The sequence below is a fragment of the Streptomyces natalensis ATCC 27448 genome, assembly GCF_000935125.1.
Taxonomy (GTDB): domain Bacteria; phylum Actinomycetota; class Actinomycetes; order Streptomycetales; family Streptomycetaceae; genus Streptomyces; species Streptomyces natalensis.
Map to the genome: position 1 here is coordinate 40,189 of NZ_JRKI01000045.1, position 25,371 is coordinate 65,559.

General features: G+C 72.5%; 24 protein-coding genes. 9 read left to right on the top strand and 15 right to left on the bottom strand.

Annotated features, from left to right (window positions below; genetic code table 11):
* The first annotated feature begins 6 nt into the window (after positions 1–6).
* Positions 7–174, top strand: a complete 168-nt coding sequence (locus SNA_RS42875; RefSeq protein ID WP_157880137.1) for a hypothetical protein — start codon at positions 7–9, stop codon at positions 172–174.
* 606 nt (positions 175–780) lie between these two features.
* The gene (locus tag SNA_RS28885; protein ID WP_241779883.1) at positions 781–1,503 is read left to right on the top strand and encodes a transcriptional regulator; all 723 of its coding nucleotides are present in this window, start codon (positions 781–783) and stop codon (positions 1,501–1,503) included.
* A 69-nt stretch (positions 1,504–1,572) separates the two neighbouring features.
* On the opposite strand, the gene SNA_RS28890 is transcribed toward SNA_RS28885, so the two are convergent.
* Entirely contained in the window at positions 1,573–3,021 is a 1,449-nt protein-coding gene (locus SNA_RS28890) for a nucleobase:cation symporter-2 family protein (protein ID WP_037790122.1), read from the bottom strand.
* A gap of 377 nt (positions 3,022–3,398) precedes the next feature.
* Here SNA_RS28890 and SNA_RS28895 point away from each other — a divergent pair, with 377 nt between their 5' ends.
* Genes SNA_RS28895 through SNA_RS28905 form a run of 3 tightly spaced genes read left to right on the top strand, consistent with a single transcriptional unit; the run spans position 3,399 to position 7,346 of the window.
* Positions 3,399–5,744, top strand: a complete 2,346-nt coding sequence (locus tag SNA_RS28895) for an ABC transporter ATP-binding protein/permease (RefSeq protein WP_030066244.1) — start codon at positions 3,399–3,401, stop codon at positions 5,742–5,744.
* 16 nt (positions 5,745–5,760) lie between these two features.
* The gene (locus SNA_RS28900; protein WP_030066245.1) at positions 5,761–6,336 is read left to right on the top strand and encodes a hypothetical protein; all 576 of its coding nucleotides are present in this window, start codon (positions 5,761–5,763) and stop codon (positions 6,334–6,336) included.
* Complete coding sequence (locus tag SNA_RS28905; RefSeq protein ID WP_030066246.1) at positions 6,333–7,346, top strand: serine/threonine-protein kinase; 1,014 nt, start codon at positions 6,333–6,335, stop codon at positions 7,344–7,346. The genes SNA_RS28900 and SNA_RS28905 overlap by 4 nt, the downstream gene beginning before the upstream one ends.
* A 139-nt stretch (positions 7,347–7,485) precedes the next feature.
* Here the strand turns inward: SNA_RS28905 and SNA_RS28910 are convergent, their stop codons facing one another.
* Complete coding sequence (locus SNA_RS28910) at positions 7,486–8,769, bottom strand: streptophobe family protein (protein WP_052809006.1); 1,284 nt, start codon at positions 8,767–8,769, stop codon at positions 7,486–7,488.
* Positions 8,770–9,056: 287 nt separating this feature from the next.
* Here SNA_RS28910 and SNA_RS44430 point away from each other — a divergent pair, with 287 nt between their 5' ends.
* On the top strand, positions 9,057–10,226 hold the full coding sequence (locus SNA_RS44430; RefSeq protein WP_044367515.1) for a DUF6777 domain-containing protein: 1,170 nt from the start codon (positions 9,057–9,059) through the stop codon (positions 10,224–10,226).
* A 185-nt stretch (positions 10,227–10,411) separates the two neighbouring features.
* A complete protein-coding gene (locus SNA_RS28920; RefSeq protein WP_241779884.1) occupies positions 10,412–11,596 on the top strand; it encodes a L,D-transpeptidase in 1,185 nt (394 codons plus the stop codon).
* 19 nt (positions 11,597–11,615) lie between these two features.
* Here SNA_RS28920 and SNA_RS28925 read toward each other — a convergent pair whose 3' ends face one another.
* From SNA_RS28925 to SNA_RS28980, 12 genes are all read right to left on the bottom strand, one after another.
* Positions 11,616–12,035 (bottom strand): hypothetical protein, encoded by a 420-nt coding sequence (locus SNA_RS28925; RefSeq protein WP_030069041.1) that lies wholly within the window; start codon positions 12,033–12,035, stop codon positions 11,616–11,618.
* Positions 12,036–12,059: 24 nt separating this feature from the next.
* Entirely contained in the window at positions 12,060–12,470 is a 411-nt protein-coding gene (locus SNA_RS40630; protein WP_078970278.1) for a cupredoxin domain-containing protein, read from the bottom strand.
* 170 nt (positions 12,471–12,640) lie between these two features.
* On the bottom strand, positions 12,641–14,698 hold the full coding sequence (locus tag SNA_RS28935; protein ID WP_030069037.1) for a phosphocholine-specific phospholipase C: 2,058 nt from the start codon (positions 14,696–14,698) through the stop codon (positions 12,641–12,643).
* 222 nt (positions 14,699–14,920) lie between these two features.
* A complete protein-coding gene (locus SNA_RS28940) occupies positions 14,921–16,213 on the bottom strand; it encodes an MFS transporter (RefSeq protein ID WP_044367517.1) in 1,293 nt (430 codons plus the stop codon).
* A complete protein-coding gene (locus SNA_RS28945) occupies positions 16,210–17,268 on the bottom strand; it encodes a PLP-dependent cysteine synthase family protein (protein ID WP_037792332.1) in 1,059 nt (352 codons plus the stop codon). Before SNA_RS28945 ends, SNA_RS28940 begins: the two co-directional genes overlap by 4 nt.
* A 187-nt stretch (positions 17,269–17,455) precedes the next feature.
* Positions 17,456–17,899 carry a hypothetical protein gene (locus SNA_RS28950; RefSeq protein ID WP_044367519.1) on the bottom strand — a complete coding sequence of 148 codons (444 nt, stop codon included), beginning with the start codon at positions 17,897–17,899 and terminating at the stop codon, positions 17,456–17,458.
* 119 nt (positions 17,900–18,018) lie between these two features.
* Positions 18,019–18,435 (bottom strand): hypothetical protein, encoded by a 417-nt coding sequence (locus tag SNA_RS28955; protein ID WP_030069032.1) that lies wholly within the window; start codon positions 18,433–18,435, stop codon positions 18,019–18,021.
* A 67-nt stretch (positions 18,436–18,502) separates the two neighbouring features.
* Positions 18,503–18,958 (bottom strand): ATP-binding protein, encoded by a 456-nt coding sequence (locus SNA_RS28960; protein ID WP_044367521.1) that lies wholly within the window; start codon positions 18,956–18,958, stop codon positions 18,503–18,505.
* A gap of 141 nt (positions 18,959–19,099) precedes the next feature.
* Positions 19,100–21,202 (bottom strand): xanthine dehydrogenase family protein molybdopterin-binding subunit, encoded by a 2,103-nt coding sequence (locus SNA_RS28965; RefSeq protein ID WP_044367524.1) that lies wholly within the window; start codon positions 21,200–21,202, stop codon positions 19,100–19,102.
* 57 nt (positions 21,203–21,259) lie between these two features.
* Complete coding sequence (locus tag SNA_RS28970; RefSeq protein ID WP_030069027.1) at positions 21,260–22,246, bottom strand: FAD binding domain-containing protein; 987 nt, start codon at positions 22,244–22,246, stop codon at positions 21,260–21,262.
* Complete coding sequence (locus tag SNA_RS28975; protein ID WP_044367525.1) at positions 22,243–22,872, bottom strand: 2Fe-2S iron-sulfur cluster-binding protein; 630 nt, start codon at positions 22,870–22,872, stop codon at positions 22,243–22,245. Before SNA_RS28975 ends, SNA_RS28970 begins: the two co-directional genes overlap by 4 nt.
* A gap of 58 nt (positions 22,873–22,930) precedes the next feature.
* Positions 22,931–23,350, bottom strand: a complete 420-nt coding sequence (locus SNA_RS28980) for a hypothetical protein (RefSeq protein ID WP_030069022.1) — start codon at positions 23,348–23,350, stop codon at positions 22,931–22,933.
* Positions 23,351–23,530: 180 nt separating this feature from the next.
* On the opposite strand from SNA_RS28980, the gene SNA_RS28985 reads away from it, so the two are divergent.
* Both SNA_RS28985 and SNA_RS28990 read left to right on the top strand, forming a co-directional pair.
* Positions 23,531–24,760, top strand: coding sequence for a serine hydrolase domain-containing protein (locus tag SNA_RS28985; protein WP_030069020.1), 1,230 nt, complete (start codon positions 23,531–23,533; stop codon positions 24,758–24,760).
* Between the two features lie 118 nt (positions 24,761–24,878).
* Positions 24,879–25,220, top strand: coding sequence for a hypothetical protein (locus SNA_RS28990; RefSeq protein WP_241779885.1), 342 nt, complete (start codon positions 24,879–24,881; stop codon positions 25,218–25,220).
* Here SNA_RS28990 and SNA_RS42880 read toward each other — a convergent pair.
* Positions 25,179–25,352 (bottom strand): hypothetical protein, encoded by a 174-nt coding sequence (locus tag SNA_RS42880; protein WP_157880138.1) that lies wholly within the window; start codon positions 25,350–25,352, stop codon positions 25,179–25,181. The genes SNA_RS28990 and SNA_RS42880 overlap by 42 nt on opposite strands.
* Positions 25,353–25,371 lie beyond the last annotated feature (19 nt).

Sequence of the window (25,371 nt, forward strand, 5' to 3'; positions counted from 1 at the left end):
CGAGGCATGCCGAAGCCGGTCCGGGAGCGCGAGGTGCGGCGGTTCGGACCGGGGCGGCAGGGGCGCGAGGGCGTCGATGACGCCGGCCGGGCCGCGGCCGTGGCGGGCCGCCGGGTGACGTGGGGAGTCGCCCGGGCGATCAGCGAAGGGCGCGCGGTGGCGCGGGGATCATGAGGGGAGAGCGCCGGGCGACACGGAGGCGTCTGTCAGATTCATGACAAACACCGCTTTCGCAGGCACCGGCAGCGACTGTCTCTCCGCGGATCGACCCGACGCACAAGGGCGCACGGCCAGGGAGCCAGAGGCTGATGAGCCAGGAAATGCGCGGACGCATTCCAGCATTGATCGCATATGAAGGGTCCCATCCTGCATCGGATTGTGGGGGAGGACCGGATTTCAGTTGTGCCAAAGGATGCCGCGTGACGGGCCTTCGGGCAACGCCACCCTCGCTGATCACTGTGACGCCGCATCTTCGCCCACGTAACGCTCTCATTACGTCCCGCCGTCATCGCGGTCTCGATGTGCGCTACCACCCCGTACGTACTACTCCATCGGCTATACACGGTAAGGAGGTTGATGAGCGATATCGGACGATAAGGACCAATTCCCTGCGCAACCTTCACCGTTCACCCGTCAGCCGCCCCGGCGCCTTCATTTCCCAGGAGATCTGGAGGTTCGTACGTCTGCACCGTCTGTTAATCTGCCCGCTCCTGGATATTCCTCCATCTCCCGCTCCCAAGCACCCCTTCGCTTCGCCGGGTGCAGCGAGGTGTCCCGCACGTGTACAGCACTCCGTTTTCCCCGCAAGAAGCCCGTTCGGCGCGGGCCCGGGTGGGCCTGACCACCGCTCAGGTCGCCCAGTCCATGGCGGCGTGCGGCGCCCCGGCCCGCCCCGAGTCGATCGAGGCATGGGAGTACGGCTCCCAAGTACCGACCGAGGCCCAGCTCTTCGCGCTGGCCGACGTCCTGTGGTGCGCGCCCACGGTCCTGATGGGCGTGGAGCCCCGGACCCTGGCCGAGCACCGGATGGCGCGGCAGCTGAGCGCGGAACGGCTGGCCCAGCTGATCGGCATGGACCCGGGCGCCTACCGGCTGGCCGAGGAGGCACAGCGCTGGAACGGCGACTACCGCCGGACCAAGGCGCTGGTGGACGCGCTGGGGCTGTCGCTGCGCAAGCTGATCGGGGTGATGGGGCAGGACGACGAGCTGGCCGGGCATCTGCGGGCGGCCATCGAGGGGCGCTGGAAGTCGCATGTCTCTCCGATCATGGAGATCACCACGCTGAACAAGACCCGGGTGAGCGATGCGCTGCGCACGATGCACGGGGAGTTCGCGGAGTTCGCCGAGCGCTACATGGGGCATGTGGTGGCCCGTAACGACGACGCCCGGCTCAAGGAGGTGGCGGCCGAGCGTTCGGCGTATCTGCGGCGGCTCGTCGACCACTTCTGGGATCTGATCGGCGAGGCCGGTGAGGTGCCGCCGTTCAACTCGGTGACGCACTGAGCGAAGCGGCGGCGCCGGGAGTGCGCCGGACGCGGGCGGCGCTGTCGCGGCCCGCGTCCGGCGGTGGCGTCAGTACGCGGCGACACCCGTCGACGGGCCGCCCGGGGCCGCGGGGCCGTCCGCTTCGTCGTCCTCGATGTCGTCCCAGTCGATTTCCCTCGACGAGCGGCGGGTGAGGACGTTGAAGAACAGATTGAGCAGGATGGCGGTCAGTCCGCCCAGGGTGATCCCGCTGTCGAGGATCGCCTTCACATCGGCCGGCATCCGGTCGAAGAACGGCGCGACCGCGGTGGGCAGCAGCCCGGCGCCGAGGCTGACGGCCAGGATCAGGGCGTTGCGCTCCTCGCGCAGGTCCACCTTGCCCAGGATCTGGATGCCGACGGTGGCGACCATGCCGAACATCGAGACGGCGGCGCCGCCGAGCACCGGGTGCGGGATCACGGCGACCACCGCGCCGACCTTGGGCAGCAGCCCCACGCCGACCATGATCAGACCGGCCGCGACCACGACGAAGCGGCTCATCACCCGCGACATCCGCACCAGACCGATGTTCTCGGCAAAGGCCACATAGGGAAAGGAGTTGAACACTCCGCCGAGCACGGTGGCGACACCGTCGGCGCGCAGCGCATTGGCCACGGTGGTGTTGTCGACCCTTTTCCGGGTGATTTCCCCGATCGCGTACACGTCTCCGGTGGTTTCCACCATCGTGATCAGCATGACGACCACCATGGCGATGATCGGGAACAGCTGGAACTTCGGCATTCCGTAATGGAACGGGGTGCTGACGCCGAACCAGCCGGCATGGCCCACCGCGCTGAAATCGACATCGCCGAGGCTCCAGGCGACCCCGGTACCGGCGACCAGCCCGAGCAGAACGGCCAGACTGCTCAGATACGGCTTTCCGATCCGGACCATGAGCAGAATGAACAGCAGGGTACCCAGGGCGTATGCGAGGTTTTTTCCGGAGGCGTATGCGGGGTGCCCTATCAACTGCGCACCGCCGGCCGCGTCCTGGAGTCCCTGGGGTATGAGGGTCAGGCCGATGATGGTGAGGATCGTGCCGATGACGACCGGCGGGAAATACTTCACGAGTTTGCTGAAGAACGGCGCGAAAAGGAACGTCGCGATTCCGGCGGTGATGCAGGCGCCGTAGACGACGAGCAGTCCGGCGACGCCGCCGCCCGCGCCCAGGCCGATGGCGATCATCGGGGAGACCGCGGTGAAGGTGACGCCCTGGACCAGCGGGAGCCGGGCGCCGACCTTCCAGATGCCGAACGCCTGGATGATGGAGGCGATTCCGCAGGTCAGCAGGTCCGCGTTGATGAGGTAGACGAGTTGGTCGTGGGTCAGCCCGAGGGCGTTGCCGACGAGCAGGGGGACGATGACGGCCGCGGCATAGAAGGCGAGGACGTGCTGGAAACCGTAGAGCGCGAGTTTGCCGACGGGGAGCACCTCGTCGACGGGATGCGTTCCTTGGCCGGAGAACTGCGGGGAGGATTGTCGGGAGGATCGTGCCATCTCTGCCTTGCCTTCACGAGGTAGGTGAATAAGAAGGGAGACCGGCTCCGCCAGGTCCGGAGTCGTGTCCGGACGGGATGGCGGGACCGGTCGGGTCCTACAAAGCCGACGGTGAGCGGTGTTGCCGACACCACGTAGCCCTGCTGCGCATTGTGTCCCGGTTCGACAGGACTTCCTTTGATTGGCCGGGCAAATTCCGGCATTTCCTTGGAATGTGCGGGTGGACCGATCGGGAGCGCTCACCTTAGTTGACCTGGGGCATTTCTCGCGAGTAACCGGCGATCATCTCGTCAAGAGGCCGCCCCACCTGCGAATTTGCGCCCTTCGCCGGTCCGGGCGAACAGGCGGGGCCCGGCCCGCCGCCGTAAAATCCTGATATGGCCATGCGCCCGGACGCCCCCGCGCCGGCACTCCTCGTCGAGGCCGACGGCGGCTCGGTGGTGATGGATCCGCGCCGGACGTACCACGTGGGCCGCGACCCCACCGGTGAAGTGGTCCTCCACGACGCCCGGGTCTCCTGGCACCACGCGGTGCTGCGGACCGACCACGGCCACTGGCTGCTGGAGGACGAGCACAGCACCAACGGGACCTACGCCAACGGGCGGCGGGTGGTCCACTGCGACGTCGGGCCGGGCAGCGTGATCCGGTTCGGCAATCCCACCGACGGGCCGTGCGCGGTGCTCAGCGGCGCGCCACCGCCCCGGACGGACGCGCCGCGGCCGTCCGCCGTCTCGTATCCCGCCGCCACCCGCACCTTCCGGCAGCCCAGCTCCGTACGCCCGCTCCCCCGCGCCGCCCGGACCACCCGGATCGGCCGCGCACCCGGCAACGACCTGGTCGTCGACGATCTGGCCGTCTCGCGCCGGCACGCGGAGCTGCTGACCGGACCGGACGGCTACGAGATCGTCGACCTCGGCAGCCACAACGGCACGTACCTCAACGGCCAGCCCGTCGCCCGCGCCGCGGTCGTCCCCGGCGACATCATCGGCATCGGCCACTCCGCCTTCGCGCTCGTCGGCGAGGAACTCCAGGAGTTCATCGACACCGGCGAGGTCTCGCTGGACGTCCAGGACCTGGCCGTCCACGTCGACCGGGGCCGCAAGACGCTCCTGGACCGCGTGTCCTTCCCCGTGGGGGAGAAATCGCTGCTGGCGGTGGTCGGGCCCAGCGGAGCCGGCAAATCGACGTTGCTCAATGCGCTGACCGGGCTGAAGCCGGCCGACCACGGCGCGGTGCTCTACGACGGACGGGACCTCTACCGCGACTACGCCGAACTGCGCCAGCGCATCGGGCTCGTCCCGCAGGACGACATCCTGCACTCCCAGCTGACCGTGCACCGGGCCCTGGGCTACGCCGCCCGGCTGCGCTTCCCCGAGGACACCGCGAAGGCCGAACGGCAGGCCCGGGTGGAGGAGGTCATCGAGGAACTGGGCCTGACCCAGCGGGCCGGCCAGCCCATCCACAGCCTCTCCGGCGGCCAGCGCAAGCGCGTCAGCGTCGCCCTGGAGCTGCTGACCAAACCCTCGCTGCTCTTCCTCGACGAGCCGACCTCCGGGCTCGACCCCGGAATGGACCGCTCGGTGATGCACATGCTGCGCGGGCTCGCGGACGACGGCCGCACCGTCATCGTCGTCACCCACAGCGTGCTGAGCCTGGACGTGTGCGACCGGCTGCTGGTCCTCGCCCCCGGCGGGCGGATCGCGTACTACGGGCCGCCCGAAGAGGCCCTGCGGTTCTTCGGGTTCACCCAGTGGCCGGAGGCGTTCGAGGCCTTCGAGGCGGATTCCGCACGGGACTGGGCGGGGCAGTACCGCGCCTCGCCGCTGTACCGCCGCTATATCGCCGGCGACTCCCGGCAGCCGCGGCACGCACCCGAGGCGCCGCGCGGCCCGGTGGCCGCGCCCAAGGCGCAGAGCTGGGGCGGGCAGCTGCGCACGCTGATGGGGCGGTACGCGGCGGCGCTGAGCGCGGACCGCACCTTCCTGATCATCATGGTCGCGCTGCCGTTCGTGATGGGCGCGATGGCGCATGCGCTGGCGGGCCGCGCCCTGACCCGGGACTCGGCGCTCAACGCGCTGCTGATCCTGTGCGTCGGCGCGGTGCTGACCGGCGCCGCCAATGCCGTACGCGAACTGGTCAAGGAACGCACGATCTATCAGCGGGAGCGGGCCGTGGGCCTGTCCCGCTCGGCGTATCTGATGTCCAAGGTGCTGGTGCTGGGCGCCGTGACGGTCGTCCAGGCCGTGGTGCTGACCATGGTCGGCCTGTTCGGTGTGCGGCTCAACGCCCCTGCCGGATCAGGGGTGTTGATGCCGCCCCTTGTCGAAATCACCTTGGCCGTGGCGCTGTTGGCGTTCACGGCGATGATGCTCGGCCTCTTCGTCTCCGCGCTGGTGCGCAAGGAAGAGGTCACCATGCCGCTGCTGGTCCTCCTGGCGATCGTGCAGGTGGTCTTCTGCGGTGCGCTGTTGAAGCTGTCCGGGACACCGGGGCTGGAGCAGCTGTCGTGGCTGGTGCCGTCGCGATGGGCGCTCGGCGCGATGGCGGGCACCATCGATCTGCACCGGATCGTGCCGCAGGGCATCACCGCGGACCCGCTCTTCCAGCACCGGCCGGGGATCTGGCTGCTCGACATGGCGATGCTGATCGTGCTGTCCCTCGTCCTCGGCTTCCTGGTCACCAAGCTGCTGCGGCGGCGTGAGCCCGAGATCATGCGCAAGTAGCGTCGAGGAGCCGCCTGTGACCGCGCCTGCATTCCTTCCCAGCCATATCGTCCCGCCGGACGGGATGGCGGCCTGGTCGGCGCCGGACGCCGCCCGGCCGACCGTGCCGCTGGACCCGCTGCTGCCCGTCCAGGTCGTCGACCGGCGGGGCGACTGGGCGCTGGCGCTGTGCTCCAACGGCTGGTCCGCCTGGGTGGACGGCCGGCTGCTGCTGTCCGTCCCGCGCGATCCCCCCGCCGCCGGGGCGGCGCCCGCCCGGACCGCGGACCCCCGTCCGCTGCTGGGCGCCGTCGAGAGCGAACTGGCCCGCTACCGCCGCCTGGTCGAGGAACTGGCCGCGGGCCGACTGGACGGCGAGTCGTTCGGGTCACGGACCCGGGGCCTGCGGGTGGGGGTGGTGGTGGACGGCGACGCGGTGTGGCTGTACGACGCGCGGCACGAGCGGTGGTGCTACTGCGACGGGGTGTCACTGGAGACGTATGCGGTGACGGCGGAGCCTTCGGTGGAGGGGGGCGGGACTGCGGGGGACGGCGGGGACGGCGGCGCGCCCGAGGCCCCGGACCCCTCTCCCGCGTACGGTGACGCACGATGAACGCCGGGGAGCCGGACCACCCCGAGCGTTCGACCGCGCCCGACTCCTCCGGGATGCGCGGGCGCCGGATCGCCGGATACCTCCTCCAGGACGAGATCGGCCGTGGCGGCATGGCGGTCGTCTACAAGGCGGAGGACCTGCGCCTCGGCCGCACGGTCGCGGTCAAACTGCTGGCGCCCGAACTGGCCCGTAACGACACCTTCCGCAAACGCTTCGTCCACGAGTCGCGGGTGGCCGCCGCCATCGACCATCCGCACATCGTGCCGGTCTTCGAGGCCGGGGAGACCGAGGGCGTCCTGTTCATCGCCATGCGCTACGTCAAAGGGCGGGATCTGCGGGCGCTGCTCGACCGCGAGGGGCCGCTGCCGCTGGAGACCGCCTGCCGGATCGGCCTCCAGGTGGCCTCCGCCCTGGACGCCGCCCACGACCACGACCTGGTGCACCGCGACGTCAAACCCGGCAACATCCTCATCGCCGAGGGCACCGACACCGACCGCCCCGAACACGCCTACCTCACCGACTTCGGACTGACGAAGAAGTCGCTGTCGCTGACCGGCTTCACCAGCGTCGGACAGTTCGTCGGCACCCTCGACTACGTGGCCCCCGAACAGATCTCGGGCCGCCCGGTGGACGGCCGTTGCGACGTCTACAGCCTGGCCTGCGTCCTGTACGAGATGCTGACCGGAGCGCCCCCGTTCCGCCGCGACGACGACATGGCACTGCTGTGGGCGCACCAGTACGACCCGCCGCCCGTCCTCTCCGGGCAACGCCCGGACCTGCCACCGGGCGTCGACACGGTGCTGACCCGCTCACTGGCCAAATCCCCCGAGGAACGCCACGAAACCTGCCGCGAGTTCATCACGGCCCTGCGCGCAGCAGGCCGCCACGCCACCACGGGCACCCGTCCCCCACCCCCCGCCACCCAGGTCGACGCCTCCTCCACCCCCATGTCCCCCGCCACTCCCCCACCACCGCCGCGCTGGGCGACGCCGGTGTTCCCGGGGCGGTGATCCGGGGGCGGTGATCCGGGGGCGGTGATCCCGGGGCGGTGATCCCGGGGCGGTGATCCCGGGGCGGTGATCCGGGGACGGTGATCCGGGGGCGGTATCGGGCCCGCTGCGCGTTTCCTGCCCACCCCCGCGGACAGCCTCAGGCTGGGGGCCGTTGCTCCCCCACCTCCCCCCGATGCCGTACCCGCCGTGCCAGCAGGCTGCCCACACCCCCGGTGACCAGGCCGGATGCCGCGCCCGCCAGGAGCAGGCGGGGCAGTTGCGGGAGCAGGACGACTTCGCCGCCCAGGTTGCCGCCGAGGTTGCCGATGCCGATCAGGGAGAGGCCGTAGCGGGCGAGGATGCGGGTGAGGAGGCCGACGGCGAGGAGGGTGAGGGCGAGGGCCACGGCCATTTTGGTGGCGTGCCGCCAGGTGGGTGTGGTGGCCGGGGAGCGGACCGCGGCGAGGAAGGCGGCGGTGAGCAGGACCACTGCGGCCAGCGCCACCAGGAGCCAGCCGCGGGCGTCCCGGGCGACGACGGCGCCCAGGTCGAGGGTGCGCTGTCCGTGGCGGGTGCGCAGGATGTCGTCGAGCACCTGCGGGACGGGCAGCCCGATGGCCTTGTCGACATGGCCGCTCCAGGCACCGCCGGTGCCGATGCCCAGCGCCAGCCAGGCCAGGTTCGGCAGGCCGAGGAAGACCACCGCGACGGTCTGGGCCGGGTGCCCCTCGGTGATCAGTACGACGACGGCGGTGATCAGGCCGACGGCCACATAGGTGAGCAGCGCCAGTGCCATGGCGAAGGCGGGCGGCCGGAGGGCGGTCGCCAGGCGCAGCAGCGGGGAGGAGAGGGGAGCCCGACGGGAGACGAGGAAGGTGAGCGCGAGCAGCGCCAGCACCCAGAGCAGGCCGGTGCCGAGCGTGGCGGGTACGTCGGCGCCGAAGCCGACGGTGGGGGTCGCACCGATCTCCGCGCCGATCCGGTCGGCGAGGTCGTTGCCGACGGAGATCGTGAAGGTGTGGTGCGCGGCGAGGGCGACGCACAGCAGGAGCAGCAGCCAGCACACGGTCGTACGGGCGAGGCGGGCGAGCAGTTCGCGGCCGGTGGCGACCGCCCGGTGGCGTAGCGGGCGCAGGAAGACGGCGGCGGTGGCCAGGGCGCCGGCCAGGGTCACCGACAGGGGTACGGCATCGAGGACGGCGTGGGCCTGGGCGATGCTGCCGGCGTCGCCGGTCAGGTCGATCGTGCCGCCCGCCGCGACGGTGACGGCGGCGGCCACGACGTGGGGGAAGGCGTAGCCGGGCAGGTCCCCGGCGCCCGCGGCCTGGAGGCCGATCGCGGCGACCACCCACATGGCGATGATGCCTGCGGCTGCGGCGGCCAGGGCCTGTCCCCAGAGGCGGAGGGGACCACCGGGTGCGGGGCCTTGCGGCTGGCTCACGCGGTCTCCTGCCGACGCCGAAGGACGGGCCGGACCCTGGGGCCGGACCGGGGGACGTCCCCACGGTAAGCACAGGCGGTCCACCCCGCTTGCGGACGACGCCGACCACCGGCACACAATGGCACGAATATTGACAAAAGCGGGCAGAGGGAGAGTTCGCTGCGCCGGATGGGCCCGTATGTCCAGCTGCGCCGGATGGGCTCGCGTGCCCCATGAGCCGTAGGCACGCTGCGCGCCGCAACCCCTCTGCACGTTGCGCGTCGGAAGAGACACCGGAAGAGGGAGCCGTGACATCTGCACCGCCGCCCGACAGCCACCCGACCGGTCCGCCGTCGGGCCCGCTCTCCGGCCCCTCGTCGGGCCCCTCGTCCGGCCCGGTCTCCGAGCCGACCCGGGCCGGTGGGCCGCCCACCGAGGTGGACCGGCCGCGCGGGCCCGGCGGCGGTGGGCCGGGGGACGGCGGGGGCGGGGGCGGCGGTGGAGGCGGCGGGGCCGGGGGGCCGGGCGGTGGGGTGCCGTGGTGGCGGTCCGCGCCCCGGGTGGCGATCGTCGCGGCCGCCCTGGTGGCGGCCGTCGTCGTGATCGTCGTCCTGACCCGTCCGGGCGGCGGCGCGGGCGAGGTGGTGCTCCAGCCGGCCGCCGCGAACGGCCGCGACCCGTTCACCCGGTCGTCGGCCACCGAGTCCTCCCCGCCGCCGTCGCCGAGCGCCTCACCCGGCACCCCGTCGGGCGCCACGACCGGCGTCCCCAACTACCGCGGTTCCGAGCCCGGCCTGTACGGCGGCAGCCGCAACGCCGCCAGCTGCGATGTCGAGCAGCAGATCAGCTTCCTGGAGGCCGACCGGGCCAAGGCCCTCGCGTTCGCCGGCACGGAGGGCATCGACGTCGGCGCCGTACCGTCCTTCCTGCGCTCGCTGACGCCCGTACAGCTGCGCAAGGACACCCTCGCCACCAACCACGGCTTCCGGGACGGCAAGGCCACCGCCTTCCAGTCGGTGCTCCAGGCTGGCAGCGCCGTCCTGATCGACTCCCGCGGATTGCCGCGGGTGCGCTGCGCCTGCGGCAATCCGCTGGCCGAGCCGGAGCCGCTGTCCAGCGAGGCGAAGACGAGCGGTACGGCCTGGCCCGGCTACCGCGCCGCGAACACGGTGGCCGTGTCGCGGGCCACCACCGAGATGCGCTCCTTCGTCCTCTACGACCCGGAGACGAACCAGTACTTCGACCGCCCCCGCGGCACCGAGGGCGGTTCGGACACCTGGGCCCCCTCCCCCGGACCGACCACCGGGTCGCCGTCCCCGTCGCAGTCGCCGGGCTCCGAGACGCCCTCGAACCCGTCCACCTCCGAGTCCTCCCCCAGCGCGCCGGAAACGACCGGCACCACCTCGGGCACGGGCTCCGAGACACCCACCACGCCCTCGCCCCAGGAGACGGGCGGGGAATCGGGGCAGAGCAGCTGATGCGGTGACGGGCCCGGCCACGGCCGTAACCGGTCACCGCGCCGAGGCCACTTCCTGTTACGGAACAGTCCGTTACGGAACCGTGTCATAGATCGCCGATCCCCCCAGACAACCTCCGAAACAGACAAACCCTCTTCATCTGTGGCGGTTTTCCCGCCGTCAGCTGTCTGTTTTGGAGGAGCTTCGTGCACGCCGCACCCCGCCGCCACCCGGCCCGTTTCCTGCCCGTGCTGCTCGCGACGGCCACCGTGCTGACCGCATGCGGCGGGGGCGCCGGCGCCGCCACGTCGAAGGCGGACGAGCCCGCCGCCAAGGTGAGCGTCACCCCGGCCGCGGGCAGCAAGGCGGCCGCGCTCGGCTCGCCGATATCCGTGCGGGCCTCCGGCGGCAAGCTCACCTCCGTTGACGTCAAGGACGACCAGGGCTCCCGGGTCGAGGGCAAGCTGGCCGCCGACGGCACGACGTGGAAGTCGGCCGGCAAGGTGCGCCCGAAGACCACCTACACCGTCCGCACCCGGACGACGTCCGACGGCGGCAAGGATTCCGCCGTCACCTCGGTCTTCACCACCGAGCAGGCCGACAAGGTCAACAAGCTCACCAACACCCCGGGCGGCGGGCAGACCGTGGGCACCGGCATGCCGATATCGATCCTCTTCGACCACCCGATAGCCACCGGCCGGCGGGCCGAGATCGAAAAGGCGCTGAAGGTCACCACCCAGCCGCACGTCCAGGGCGCCTGGGGCTGGGTCAAGGACTACTCCGGCAAGGACCGGATCGACTGGCGGCCCAAGGACTACTGGCCCGCGGGCACCAAGGTCTCCGTCAAGGGCGCGCTGGCCGGAATCGACTCCGGCTCCACGGGCGGCTGGTTCGCCCGGGACTACAACTTCGGCTTCTCCATAGGCGCCGACCACAAGGCCGTCATCGATGTGCCCTCGCACACCCTGACCATGTACGAGAACGGCAGGAAGGTCGGCAGCGTCGTCGGCTCCGCGGGCTCCCCGCAGGACCCGACCCGCGGCGGTGTGCACACCGTACGCAGCAAGAACGCCGCCGAAACCATGGACTCCTCCACCATCGGCCACGGCAAGGAGTGGATGCTGGACTCGAAGTGGGTCACCCACCTCACCGCCTCCGGCACCTTTCTGCACTCCGCGCCCTGGAACCACCAGATCGGCGTGGCCAACACCAGCCACGGCTGCTTCGGGATGACCACCGGCGACGCCAAGAAGGTCTTCGACTTCCTGACCATCGGCTCCACCGTCGAGGTCAAGGGCACCAGCAACCCCAACAGGACCGACGTCGGCAACGGCCTGGAGGTCTGGCAGGAGTCCTGGCAGCAGTGGCAGCAGCGCAGCGCGCTGAAGTGACCGCCGGCCCGGATGCCGGTCAGCGCCGGTGCCGGGCCAGGGTGCGGGGCCGGGTGAGCAGCAGATAGCCGGTGGCCACGACGGTGACGGCCTGGGCGAGGGCGGCGAGTTTCTTCTCGCCGGTCCAGGCCGGGTCGTACATACCGGGCAGCGGGCCCAGCCGGCCGACGTCGACATAGCGGTAGAGCAGCAGCAGGACGAGCCCGCCGCCGGCGACGATGCAGGCGAAGGCGTCGGACGCGGGCCGGCGCCACAGCAGGACGAGCAGCGCCGCGAGCGCGGCGAGGGCGGCCTCGACGCGGAAGAGCGTGCCCTCGCTGAGGGTCGCCACGACGGGGTCGTGCTCGGCGGCGAGATCGGCGTGGACATAGGCGTTCACGGCCAGCCCGGCCGCGGCCACCAGCCGTGCCGCGATCCGTGTGACGAAGTGTGAGGCCACCGCTGCCGCCCGCCTTTCCGGTGCTCAGCCGCGGACGGTGAGCTTGCCCTTCATGTACTCGTGGATATCGCAGAAGTACGGGTAGCTGCCCGGCTTGCCGGGCGCCGTGAAGGTGGCGGTCGCGCCACCCTTGATGGTGCCGGTGTCGAAGCCCCCCTTGCCGCCGGAGGCGGTCACGGTGTGCGGCGCGGAGTCCTTGTTGTCGACGGTGATCTTCACGCCGGGGCGCACGGTCAGCACGGCCGGGACGTAGGTGAAGTCCTTGATGATGATGCGGATCGCGCCGCTCGTGGCGGTCGACTGTGCGGGCGAGTGAGGAGTCGCGGTCGACCCGCCGCCCTCGCCCGTGGTGGTGCAGCCGGTCAGGGCCGTCGCGAGAAGGAGGACGGCGGCCGCCACGGCGCGGTGGGACCGGCGGCACGGCGAGAAGGGCATGGCGGCTCCCTGGGGTCGTCGCGACCCACTAGACACCGGCCGCCGCCGCCGGGCGAGCCGAAGCCGTCGTTCGGCGTACCCGCCGCCCGTTCACCGGTGGGCGCGCCGGGGACGGGGGATGAGCATGCGCCGGGGCCGGTACATGGGTACCGGCCCCGGCGTCCGGTCGCTCAGCCTGTGATGAGGGCCGGGTCGCTGACGCCCGGCTGCCCGTTCTCGACGTGTCCGGCGAACCGGCGCAGGTACGAGAAGTCCCCGTCCGAGGAGACCGACACGTCGTACCAGCGCTTGCTGGCGCGCAGGTCCACGGTGTGCTTGACGGTGGCGCCGACGCGCACCGTGAAGGTCTCGCTCGCGCCGCCGTAGGCGTTGGTGACCGTCAGATGGCAGTCGGCGCCGGCGGTGTTGGTCATGGTCAGGGTGACGTTCCCGGTGGCCGCGTCATGGCGGGCGGTGACCTCGGGGCCGGCGGTCTTGCCGGTGCCCTTGAAGACACGGAAGAAGCCGTTGGGGCCGTGCACCGTCAGGTCGTAGACACCGTTGGAGTACTTGGTGTTCCAGGTGTCGGAGATCTTCTTGCCGGCCTGGGTGGTGTAGGTCCACGGCCCGTCGCCGCGGTTGCCGGCGGTGACGGTGAAACAGGCGCCGGCCTTGTCACCGGCGCTGAAGGTGAGGGTGTACTTGCCGTCGCCGGGCGAGCCCGCGCCGTCGGTCAGCGGTGCGTAGCGCAGCGGGCGGGTGGGCCGGGAGCCGGTCTCCTGCTTGGGCAGCACGGGGTTGGCGGGCGGCTTGGGGACGTAGCTGTCGTGCCGCTTGTTGTCCGGCGGCTGGTAGGCGTGGGTGTCCGGCAGCGGGGCGGGCTTGGGGTTGTCCAGGCCGAAGTCGAAGGCGGCGGTCAGATCGCCGCAGATGGCGCGGCGCCAGGGCGAGATGTTGGGCTCGTGGACGCCGAAGCGCTGCTCCATGAAGCGGATGATGGAGGTGTGGTCGAGGACCTCGGAGCAGACGTAGCCGCCGGTGCTCCAGGGGGAGACGACGAGCATCGGGACGCGCTGGCCCAGACCGTAGGGGCCGGCGGTGTAGCCGGCGTTGCCGGAGAAGTGGTCGAGGGACGAGTCCACGGTGGACAGGCCCTGGTTGGCGTCGGCCGGCGGGAACGGCGGCAGGACGTGGTCGAAGTAGCCGTCGTTCTCGTCGTAGGTGATGAACAGCGCGGTCTTGCTCCACACCTCGGGGTTGGAGGTGAGCGCGTCCAGGACCTGCGAGACGTACCAGGCGCCGTAGTTGGCGGGCCAGTTGGGGTGCTCGGAGAACGCCTCGGGGGCGACGACCCACGAGATCTTGGGGAGCTTGCCGGCCTTGACGTCGGCCTTCAGGTGGTCGAAGTAGCCGTCGCCCGCCTTGGCGTTGGTGCCGGTGCGGGCCTTGTCGTAGAGCGGGTCGCCGGGCTTGGCGTTGCGGTACTGGTTGAAGAAGAGCAGCGAGTTGTCGCCGAAGGTGCCGCGGTAGGCGTCGTCGATCCAGCCCCACTTGCCGTTGGCGTCCAGGCCGTCGCCGATGTCCTGGTAGACCTTCCAGGAGACGCCGGCCTTCTCCAGGCGCTCGGGGTAGGTCGTCCAGCTGTAGCCCGCCTCCTCGTTGCCCAGGACCGGGCCGCCGCCCGAGCCGTCGTTGCCGACGTGGCCGGAGAACATGTAGTAGCGGTTGGGGTCGGTGGCCCCGATGATCGAGCAGTGGTACGAGTCACAGATGGTGAACGTATCGGCGAGCGCGTAGTGGAACGGGATGTCCTTGCGCGTCAGATGGGCCATCGTGCCGGTCCCCTTGGCGGGGATCCAGTTGTCGTACTTGCCGTCGTTCCATGCCTTGTGGCCGCCGGCCCAGTCGTGGTTGAGGCCCTCGATGAACTGCATGCCGAGGTTGTCGGCGTCCGGGTGGTAGGGCAGGACGTCCGTGCCGCCGTTGGCCTGGTGCCAGACCGACTTGCCGCTGGGCAGTGTGAGCGGGCGCGGGTCGCCGAAGCCGCGGACGCCCTTCATGGCGCCGAAGTAGTGGTCGAAGGAACGGTTCTCCTGCATCAGGACGACGATGTGCTCGACGTCCTTGAGGGAACCGGTACGCCGCGTGGCGGGGATGGCCGCGGCGCGGGCGATGCTGCTGGAGAGGGCGGTGGCACCGGCGGTGGCACCGGCTATCTGGAGGAAGCGTCGCCGGTTGACGTCAGGCATGAGTGCGAAACCTCGTCGTCTGTGGGGGATTTCGGGGATCGGTCGGGTGCAGCGGTGTGCGGGTCTGTGCGGACACGGGACTGAGCAGAGTGTTCCAAGAGGAACGAGTGCCAGGGAAGGGGGGGTATCGCAGATGTGACATCACGCGGTACGTGGGGCGAACTTGCTGGTCGGGGCGGCGGTGGCGGCCGCCCCCGCATCCGGGGGCGGCCGCCGGTGTGCTCAGGCCGGTGCCGGCTGCGGCACCGCCGCGGCCGGGCCGAGCCGGCCGGTACGGTGCAGTCCGTACAGCGCGGCGCTGCACACCAGGCCCAGCGCCCAGAGGGCGATCCAGGGCAGCGCGGGCAGCCCCGCCGCGCGGGAGGCGTCCAGGGCCGCGCCGGTCAGCAGGTTGCCCAGGGTGATGCCGATCCCGCAGATGGTGTTGTAGAGCCCGTAGTGGGTGGCGACGAGGCGGTCACCGCACAGCCGGACGAGGGTGTCCATCTCGAACGGGTAGGTGATCATCGTGCCGACGGCGAGCAGCAGGGCGGCCAGCGCCGGCGGCAGCGCCGCCAGCGCCCAGCGGGCCACGCCCGGTCCGGGCACCGGTAGCGCACCGGCCGCCAGGACCGGCACGAACGCCAGCCCCATCGCCAGCAGCCCCCAGGCCAGGGCCCGGCCGGGCGCCAGGCGGGCCTTGCACCAGGCCGTCACCCTGGTCTGCCCGGCGATGGTGCTCAGCCCCGACACGGCGAACAGCGCCGCCACCGCGGCGGTGCCGAACCGCCCCTCGCCGCCCAGGCGTTTCACCTCCAGCGGCAGCGCCAGATAGACCTGGAACGAGAGCACATAGGCGCCGGTCATGGCGCCGGAGAAGAGCAGGAACGGCCGGTTGGCCAGCACCCGCCGCCATTGGGCGCGCACCGTCCCCGCGCCGTCGCCGCGCGCCTGCCCGTCGTCCCCGCGGGCCGGCAGCGCGCGGATCTGCACCAGGCTCAGCACCGCGAAGATCCCGGACGCGACCAGGCAGGTGACGCGGAAGTCCAGCCCGGTCAGCACCATGCCCACCAGCGGGCCGAGCAGAATGCCCGCCTGGTAGAAGACGTTGAACAGCGCGAACGCCTCCAGCCGGCGCTCGCCCGCCCCGGCGGCCAGATAGGCCCGTACCGCCGGGTTGAACAGCGCCCCGGCGAGCCCGGTGGCCGCGGACGCCGCCAGCAGCGCGGGCAGCGAGTCGACCAGGCCGAGGGTGGCGAAGCCGACGGTGCGCAGCACACAGCCGGCCACGATCAGCGGCTTGTACCCGAACCGGTCGGCCAGCGTGCCGCCGACCAGGAACATCCCCTGCTGGCTGAAGTTGCGGACGCCGAGGACCAGCCCGACCAGCCATCCTGCCAGTCCCAGCGTGCCGGACAGATGGGCGGCCAGATACGGCATCAGCATGTAGAAGCCGAGGTTGATGGTGAACTGATTGGCCATCAGGAGGCGGACGCTGCGGTCGTAGGACCGCACCTGGACGAGGAGACCCTTCACCGGCCCGCCTCCTCGGTGCCCGGGGCGCGCAGGGTGAGCGGATCGACGACGGCGGCACACCGGCTCCAGGCGGTGACCTCCCTCTCGTCCGGCCGCGCCACCGTCTGCGGCCCCTCCGCGGGCGGCGCGTCGAGCAGTCCGTGGGCGGCGCAGTACGCGTCGTCGTAGACCGTCTCCAGATAGCGCTGCGGCCCGTCCGGGAAGACCGCGGCGATACGGGTCCCGGGCGGCTCGGTGCGGCACAGCCAGCCCGCGACCAGCGCGACCGCGCCCACGCTCCAGCCGCCGGTGGCGTAGTGCGAGGCCGCCAGCCGTCGGCAGGTGTGCACCGCCTCGCCCGGTGCGACCCAGTGCACCTCGCTGAACTGGTCGTAGGCGACGTTGCGCGGATAGATGCTGGAGCCCAGGCCGCGCATCAGCCGGGGCCGGGCGGGCTGTCCGAAGATGGTCGAGCCGATGGTGTCGACGCCGACGAGCCGCAGTTCGGGATAGAGCTGGCGCAGCACCCGGGAGATGCCGGCGGAGTGACCGCCGGTACCGACGCTGCACACCAGCAGGTCGACATGGCCGAGCTGTGCGGCGAGTTCGAGCGCCAGCGGCAGGTAGGCGGCGGTGTTGTCGGGGTTGTGGTACTGGTCGGGGCACCAGGAGCCGGGGTGCTCGGCCAGCAGGCGGGCCACCCGGTCGCGGCGCGCCTGCTGCCAGCCGCCGCTGGGGTGGGGTTCGGGGACGAGGTCGATCCGCGCGCCGTAGGCGGTCAGCAGGCGGGTCATCGAGGGTTCCAGGCCGGGGTCGGTGACCAGGGTGACGGGGTGGCCGTGCACCATCCCGGCGAGCGCCAGGCCCAGCCCGAGGGTGCCGCTGGTGGATTCGATGATCCGGCCGCCGGGCCGCAGGGCGCCGCGGGCGCGGGCGCGTTCGACCATGTGCAGCCCCGGGCGGTCCTTGATGCCGCCGGGGTTACGGCCCTCCAGTTTCGCCCAGAACCCGCGGCCGGGCGGGGTGAGCGGTGCGGAGATGTAGAGGACGGGGGTGTTGCCGACGAGGCCGGACATCCCGGGGGCCGGGGGGCCTGGGGTGCGGTGGGTGGGGTCGGGGCTGGCGGGAGGCGTGGTCAGGGTGGGAAGAGAGTGCATCGGTCGCTCTCGTTCGGTGTGCGGGACAGGGACGCTCCTCTCGCGCGCCGGCCGGTCGGGCACGGCGCGCGGCGGCCGGCGGGGTGACCGGCCGCGCGGGCGGCTCCTATATCCGGCACCTGCACAGGACGGCGAGCGTGGTCCGGCCGGTGCGCGGCGGCCGGTCCGGCGCGGCCCGTCGGCGTACGGACGGTGGCGGCACGGTCCCGCTCGCCGTGACGGGCGCCGTCGGCGGGGCGCCGCTCCCGTCCGCCCGCCCCTTCGGCAGCTGTCCGGACGGTCCGGGTCCGCAGGCGGTGTGCGGGCCGTCGCTCTGGACGGCCTCGAGCACGGGGGTGCGCATATCGGCGCGCTCGGGACGCTGTGCCGCGGCCGCCACCGGTCCGGCGGCACGGTGGTGGCCGCCGCCCGCGTGGGCACACGGCGGTGCGGTCAGCAACAGTCCGGCGAGAAGCAGGAGTACGGCGGCCCGCCGGACAGGGGCACGGGTACGGACGCGGGCAGGGGTACGGACGCGGGCACGGGTACGCGGACGGGAACGAAGGGACACGGGTCCTCCGTGGCGAGCACCGCCTCGCGGGCGCGCGGCAGCGGCGCGCACATGCGGCGGGTCGGGGGGCAGCGGGCAGCTCGTAGGCGATGCGCGCCTGGGCCGGAACGGCCGGAAATCTAGACCTGCTGGACGACGGAGCCCGTAGCGCTGCGCAACGGTGGCGGCAGCGGCACACCGCGGGCCGCGGCGGCCCGGACCGGACCGGCCGCGTACACGGCACTCGTGGTCCCCGGTGCGGGACAGGGCGGGGTCAGTTCGCCGCCCTGCTGCGGATGGCCGGATACGCACAGCTCGTGGGAGTGCACGGGGGCGGGCGGCCCGGGGTGCTCGCCGTGGTCACTGTGGCCGGCATGAACGGACGCGTTCACCGCCATGACCGGGACGGAGGATGCCGCATGCCCCGCGTTCTCGGCGCCCGCGCCATGGACGAGCAGCACGCCGAACAGCACCAGCAGCGTCGGCCACAGCAGCCGGAACGGGACCGCTGCACCGCGGTCCCGTGCACTGTGCCGGGGCGACCGAGCCGTTGACATGCCGCGATCGTAACCGACGTGGCCCGGCCGCCCCTGACGGTGTGTCGGGAGCGGCCGGATCGCGCCGTCAAGCGAGGGACGTCAGCGGTTCCGGCTGCGCCGTCACCTCCGGGACGGTGTGCAGCGGGGTCCGGGGCGCGGGGGCCGTTCCGAGCCGTCGGCTGAACCAGATGACTTTGCCCGTGGCGGTCCCGCAGGTGCCCCAGCTGTCGCTGAGGGCCGCCACCGTCGCCAGTCCGCCGCCGAGGGTGGCGGGCAGGGCAGGCAGCCGCGGGCCGTCGTCGGCCACCGAGGCCGTCAGCCGGCACCCGTCGTGGCGCAGTTCCACGGTGCAGCGGGCGCCGGGGCCGATATGGCGGTGCACATTGGCCAGCAGTTCCGTCACGCCCCGGCACACCGACGGGATATGTGGTTCGAGCCGCCAGTACCTCAGATGCGCGGCCAGGATGCGCCGGATCTGCGGCATGCGTTCCGCCGAGGCGTGCAGGTCGACCGCGTAGTGGCGGTCAAGGGGCAGGGTCATGGTCGTGACTCCTCAGCGTCGGGCTCATCTGAGCGTGCGGGATGACATATGGCCGACCAGAGGTGACAGAGTTCCCCCGTGGGACCGGCCCCGCAACCCTTCCTGCCGCGATCGGGCGGCCGTACGGGTCCGGACGGCCCCTCAGCCGCTCAGGCGTTCCAGGACCTTGTCCGGGGTGAGCGGAAGGTCGCGCAGCCGGATCCCGGTGGCATGCCAGAACGCGTTCGCCAGGGCCGCCGCGGTGCCGACGATGCCGATCTCGCCGATGCCCTTGCTGCCCATCGGGTTGAGGTGCGGATCGTCCTCGTCGATCCAGTGCACCTCGATGCCGTGGATGTCGGCGCAGACCGGCACGTGGTAGGAGGCCAGATCGCAGGCGGTGAAGTCGCCGTGGACGGGGTCCAGTTCGCAGTCCTCCGTCAGGGCCATGCCCAGCCCCATGGTCATCCCGCCGATGAGCTGGGAACGCGCGGTGCGGGGGTTGAGGATCCGGCCGGCCGCGAACATGCCCAGCAGACGGCGCACCCTTACCTCCCCGGTGACGGTGTCGACCTGCACCTCGGCGAAGTGGGCGCCGAAGGAGTGCCGGGCGTAGGGGCTGGTTGCGGCGGCCTCCTGGTAGGTGTCCGCGGTGGCCGCCAGCCCGTTGGGCGGGAGCGGGCCGGGCTCCTCGCGCAGCCGTGCCACCAGCGCGGTCGCGGCCTTGTGCACGGCCCAGCCCCAGGAGGCGGTGCCGCCGGAGCCGCCGGCCAGCACCCCGGGCGGCAGGTCGCTGCTGCCGATCTCGATACGGATGTGGTCCTCGGGCGCGCCGAGTGCGGCGGCGGCGATCTGCGCGAGGACGGTGCGGGCGCCGGTGCCGATGTCGGTGGCGTTCACGCGGATGCGGTAGGTGCCGTCGGGGTGGGCGCGGGCCTCGGCGGCGGATCCGCCGACCAGGACGTAGGGGTAGGTGGCCGCGGCGACGCCCGTGCCCACCAGCAGGTCTCCCTCGCGGCGCAGGGCCGGCCGCCGGTCGCGGGGCAGCCAGCCGAAGCGGTCGGCGCCCTGGCGCAGGCATTCCACGAGGTGGCGGCTGCTGAAGGGCCGGCCGCTGTCGGGTTCGGCGTCCGGCTCGTTGCGGATCCGCAGTTCCACGGGGTCGATGTCCAGGTGGACGGCGAGTTCGTCGACGGCGCACTCCAGGGCGTACATCCCGGGGGCCTCGCCCGGGGCCCGCATCCACGACGGGCTGGGCACGTCCAGCGCGGCGACGCGGTGCAGGGTGCGGCTGTGCGGCGAGGCGTACATGACGCGGGCCGGGACCGCTGCGCCCTCGACGAAGCCGCGGACGGTGCAGGTGTAGGTGGTGACCTCCTGTGCGAGGACGGTGAGGTCGCCCTCGCGGCTCGCGCCGAGGCGTACCCGCTGGAGGGTGGGCGCGCGGTGCCCGACGACGGCGGGCAGCTGGCGGCGCGGCAGAGCCAGTTTGACCGGGCGGCCGGTGACCTGGGCGGCCATCGCGGCCAGGACGACCTGGGGGCGGGGCGTCCCCTTGGAGCCGAAGCCGCCGCCGACGTGCTCGGAGATGACCGTGACGTCGTCCGGGCCGAGGCCGAACAGGGCGGCGAGGTCGTCGCGCACCTTGGTGGCGCCCTGGCTGGAGTCGTGGACGGTGAGGTGTCCATGGGTCCAGCGGGCGGTGGAGGCGTGCGGTTCCATGGGGTGGTTGTGCAGCGGGGGCATGGTGTAGGTCGCATCGACGGTGGCCGGGGCCGCGGCGAACGCCGCCTCGAAGTCGCCCCGTTCGCGGGTTCCGGGGTAGAGGCCGTTGGCCAACTCCGCCTCGTACAGGCCCGGATGATCGGGCGTGAGCCGTACGTCGTGCGGCTCGGGCTCGTAGCTGACGTGGACCTCCTCGGCCGCCGCGCGGGCCGTCTCCAGGCCGTCGGCGACGACCAGGGCGACGTACCAGCCACGGTGCGGGACCCGGTCGTCCTGGAGGACGGCCAGCGTACGGTCCCCGGGGGCGGCCAGACGGGGCGCGTCGAGGTGGGTGAGCACCGCGTGGACACCGGGCAGGGCGAGGGCCGCGGTGGTGTCGAGGGCGGTGATCCGGCCGCGGGCGATGGTGGCCGGCACCGGCCAGGCGTAGGCGCAGCCCGGCGGGGTGTGCTCGGCGGCGTAGCGGGCGGCCCCGGTGACCTTCTCCCGGCCTTCGCGCCGGACGAGCGGTTCACCGAGGGGGGACGGGGCGGCGGCCATGGCGGGTGTCCTTTCGTCGCGCGCGGGTCGTCGGGCGCGGGTCGTCGGGCGCGGGCGTCACGCACGGGCGGCCAGGTCGGCCAGCACGCCGACCGTGAGGCCCCGTGCCAGGGCGACCTTGAAGCCGTTGTCGCGCAGCGGGCGGGCGGCGGCGAGTTCGGCGTCGGCGGCGCGCGCGAAGGTGTCCTCGGTGGCGGACGCGCCGTGCAGCACCGCTTCGGCCGCACGGGCCCGCCACGGCCGGTGCGCCAGCCCGCCGTAGGCCAGCGCCGCATGCCGTACGGCGCCGTCCCGAACGGCGAGCACGGCCGCGACGGAGACCAGGGCGAAGGCGAACGAGGAGCGGTCGCGGGCCTTGCGGTAGCGCATGTGCAGGCCGGGGAGGGCGGGCGGCAGCTCGACGGCGGTGATCAGTTCGCCGGTGCGGATCACCGTGTCGCGGTCGGGCCGGTCGCCGGGCAGCCGGTGGAAGGTGGTCACCGGGACGCCGCGTTCGCCGTCGGGACCGTGCAGATGGACGGTGGCGTCCAGGGCGGCGAGGGCGACGGCCAGGTCCGAGGGCTGGGTGGCGACGCAGTGCTCGGAGTGCCCCAGGACGGCCAGATCGCGGTGCGCGCCCTCGCGGGCCGGGCAGCCGGTGCCCGGTGCGCGCTTGTTGCAGGGTTTGGTCACGTCCTGGAAGTAGAGGCAGCGGGTGCGCTGGAGCAGATTGCCGCCGGTGGTCGCCGTGTTCCGCAGCTGTCCCGAGGCGCCGGAGAGCACCGCCTGCGAGAGCACGGGGTAGCGGTCGCGGACGGCCGGGGCCGCGGCCAGATCGCTGTTGCGGACCATCGCCCCGATCCGCAGCCCGCCGTCCGGCAGTTCCTCGATACGGTCCAGCGGCAGCCGGCTGACGTCGATGAGCAGCGGCGGTGACTCCACGCCGAGCTTCATCAGATCGACGAGGTTGGTGCCGCCGCCCAGGAACCGCGCCCCGGGCCGCTCGGCCGCCACCTGGACGGCGTGCGCCACGCTCCCGGCCCGCACATATCCGAACGGCTTCATGACGCCTCCCCCGCACCCCGGCTGCCCGTATCGGCCGCATCGCCGGTTGCGGCCGCACCCCTGACGTCGCCGACCGCTTCGACGATGCGGGGATAGGCGCCGCACCGGCACAGGTTGCCGCTCATCCGCTCGCGGATCTCGTCGTCGGTGAGCTCCACCGGGGCCCCGGAGCGCGCGTCGTCCGGTGTGACGTACGAGGGGAAGCCGTCCGCCGCCTCCCTGATCGCCCCGAGCGCCGAACAGATCTGGCCGGGGGTGCAGTAGCCGCACTGGAGGGCGTCGCGGGCCAGGAACGCCTCCTGGAGCGGGTGCAGCCGCAGCCCGTCGGCGAGGCCCTCGACGGTGGTCAGACGCCGGCCGTCCTGCGCCACGGCCAGCAGCAGACAGCTGTTGGCCCGCCGCCCGTCGACCAGCACCGTGCACGCCCCGCACTGCCCGTGGTCGCAGCCCTTCTTGGCGCCGGTCAGATCGAGTCGTTCGCGCAGTACGTCCAGGAGGGTGGCGCGGTGGTCCACTGCCAGTGTGTACGTCGTCCCGTTGACCCGCAGGATCACCTCGGACCGCTCGCCGGTCGCCGCCGACCGCGGTACCCCGGCGCCGCCGGCCGGCCGATTGCTGGAGTCCACTCGTTCGCGCCTTCCCGTCCGACGTCAGCTGCGCTTCCCGGGCCGCCCCGGGCCCGCCTCAGCGGTTCTCCAGCCGCAGCTGGACCTCTTCCTCCTGGTCGCCGGCGGCCGTGCCGACCACCCGCACCGCGAACGCATGCGTCAGGCTCTCGCGGATCCGGTTGACCGCCCAGTAACCGCCCTGGAGATCGACGGTGACCGGCGCGGTCAGCCGGCGCGGCGCGGCCTGACCGTGCAGGTCGGTGACGTCGACGGTCGCGGTCCACACGGTCGCGCTCGCCCCGTTGATCTCCGTGGGCACATCGTCCGCGGCCCGGTCGGAGGCGAAGGACTCGCGCAGGGCGCTGAAGACCGCGTGCGCGTCCTGCGTCGCGCAGCCGACGACCTCCACCAGGACCTCGTCCGGTTGCCCCGGCGGGTCCGGGGGCTGCGGGCGGGCGGAGTTCTCCGCGTGTGACGCCTGTTCCGCGCTGTTCACCATGGGGGCCTTCCTGTGGGAGCCGGACGCTTCCAGGCTCGCCCGGCGGCCCGGTGCGGGCACGCCCCATGAGCCGTACGGGGGTCCTTTGGTTGCCACGGGCATCGGACGGGACGGATCATCCCGTACGGGACAGATCCGGCGGAACGCCGCGCGGATCCGGCACGAGGGAGACGCAGCATGGGCCCGTCGGACGACGCCACTGTGAGCGGTCACTGTGCGGCCGGATTCGAGGGGGTGCGGGCGGCCTTCGTACGCAACTTCCGGGTGCACGGGGAGGTGGGCGCGGCGGTGACGGTGACCGTCGGCGGGCGGACCGTGGTCGATCTGTGGGGCGGCCATGCGGACGCGGCGCGGACCCGCCCGTGGGAGCACGACACGCTGGTCAACGTCTACTCGACGTCGAAGGGGATGACCGCGCTGTGCGCCCATCTCCTCGTGGACCGGGGCGAGCTGGACCTCGATGCGCCGGTCGCGCGGTACTGGCCGGAGTTCGCGCAGGCGGGGAAGGCGGAGCTGCCGGTGCGCTGGCTGCTGAGCCACCGGGCCGGGGTGATCGCGCCCCGCGAGCCGGTGGCCGAGCGGTACGCCCACGACTGGGACCATGTCTGCGCCGCGCTCGCCGCCGCCCCGCCCTGGTGGGAGCCGGGCACCGCGCAGGGGTATCACGCGGTGACGTTCGGCTACCTGGTGGGCGAGGTGGTCCGGCGGATCAGCGGGGTCTCGCTCGGGGCGTTCCTGCGCCGCGAGATCGCCGGGCCGCTGGGGGCGCGGGTGTTCATCGGCACGCCCGCCGAGGAGCATGCGCGGTGTGCGGAGATGGTGGGGCAGCTGGACGAGGCGCGGATCGCCGAGCGGTTCCCGGGCATTCCGCAGCCGCCGTTCCGCTCGCTGGCCGACCATCCGCTGGCGGTGGTGATACTGGCGCTGACGTACATCCCCACCGGCGACGTCAACACCGCCGCCTACCGCTCGGCCGAGATCCCGGCGGGCAATGCGCATGCCTCGGCGCACGGTCTGGCCACCGTCTACGGGGCGCTGGCGGGCGGCAGGCTGGTGCGCCCGGCCACGCTGGAGGCGATGCGGGAGCCGCAGAGCCTGCCCCATGAGCCGGATCTGGCGATCGATGCGCTGGCGCCGCCCGGGACGGAGCGGCGGTGGGGGCTGGGCTTCATGCTCAACCACCAGCGGCAGGCGGGTCCCAACCCGCGGGCCTTCGGGCACGGCGGGGCGGGCGGTTCGTTCGCCTTCGCGGATCCGGAGAACGGCCTGTCCTATGCGTATGCGATGAACAAATACGGCAGCGGCGCCACGGGCGACGCGGACCCCCGCAATACGGCGCTGATCGCGGCGACGTACGAGGCCCTGGGGGTGCACAGGCCGCGTCCGTCCGGGCACGCGCTGCACTGAGCGCCGGGCCCCGTCCGCACACTCCGCGCGGGCCCGGTCACGGCGCAATAATGGAGAGATGCGGCACGGATCCGTGCCCGGCGCGAGGCTGCGCGGGGCCCGGGGAAAGGCGGTAGCGATGATGGACAGGGACACCGAGAGGCACCCGGGCCCGGACCCCGAGGCCGTGCACGAGGCGTATGCGTTCGTCTGTCTGCACTGCGGCTACGGCTGGGAGGAGGAGTACGAGATCCACCATTCCACCGATCTGTCCGGGCAGCGCCGGATCGACTACTACGAACGCGGCCGCCGGGTCCCCTCACCCCTGAGCCGCGCCCAATGCCCCGCCTGCAACCGCGGTCCGCTGCGGATCCTGCGCCCCGGGCGGGTGAACTCGGCCCGCTCGCTGTTCCCCTGGTCCAGCTACCCCGACTGGACGTCACCATCCGGTGTACAGAAGGTGGTTGACGAGGAGCGCTAGGACGGCCTGGGCGGTCAGCCAGTGGCGGTGCCGGGCGGCGGCCAGCAGATCGGCGCGGCGCACGGCGCGTTCGCCCGGGGTCGCGGGGGCGGGCGCACCGGTGCGGGCTGGGGAGGTCGGTCGCGGGATCACACCGGCACGCTAGGGCGGC